Source organism: Allochromatium palmeri, assembly GCF_009720725.1.
GTDB classification, from domain to species: Bacteria; Pseudomonadota; Gammaproteobacteria; order Chromatiales; family Chromatiaceae; genus Thermochromatium; species Thermochromatium palmeri.
Map to the genome: position 1 here is coordinate 1 of NZ_WNKT01000178.1, position 405 is coordinate 405.

Consider the following 405-nt stretch of genomic DNA (forward strand, 5'->3'; position numbering starts at 1 on the left):
GCGCCAACCGAGGCTCACCGCGACGGCTTGATCGGATGCATACCACGAAAAGTTTCAAGAAGGCCTACTGGGCACTGGGAAGGAGCGTGTTTTTGTCCAAAGTCCAAAATGCCAGCCAGTCGGCTGCAAACGGTCAACGACCGGCACGGCAAATTCAACGACGCGCCGCGACTGGAAGGCCTCACGCACTCTGCTGCTGACCTTTTGGTACAGCACCCGCCTGCGTTTCAGCGGCAGCTCATCACTGTAAAGACGCATTAGGGAAACGCTGAACAATTCCGTTTTGGCGAAGGGGTCTGAGTGATACCCTTGTGCCCTGTGTTCTCCACCGCCCTCAGCCTGACGACGATGCCCAAGAAACGCGCCCCGAAGCCGAAGTACCAGACCCGCCGTGAACGGTTCCTG

1 protein-coding gene is annotated in these 405 nt (G+C 58.3%); it reads right to left on the minus strand.

Translation table 11 applies throughout. The annotated features are described in order from the left end of the window. Positions 1–54: 54 nt before the first annotated feature. Positions 55–405, minus strand: a 351-nt coding sequence (locus GJ668_RS20460; protein ID WP_222930837.1) for a hypothetical protein, incomplete at its 5' end; no start/stop codon positions are given.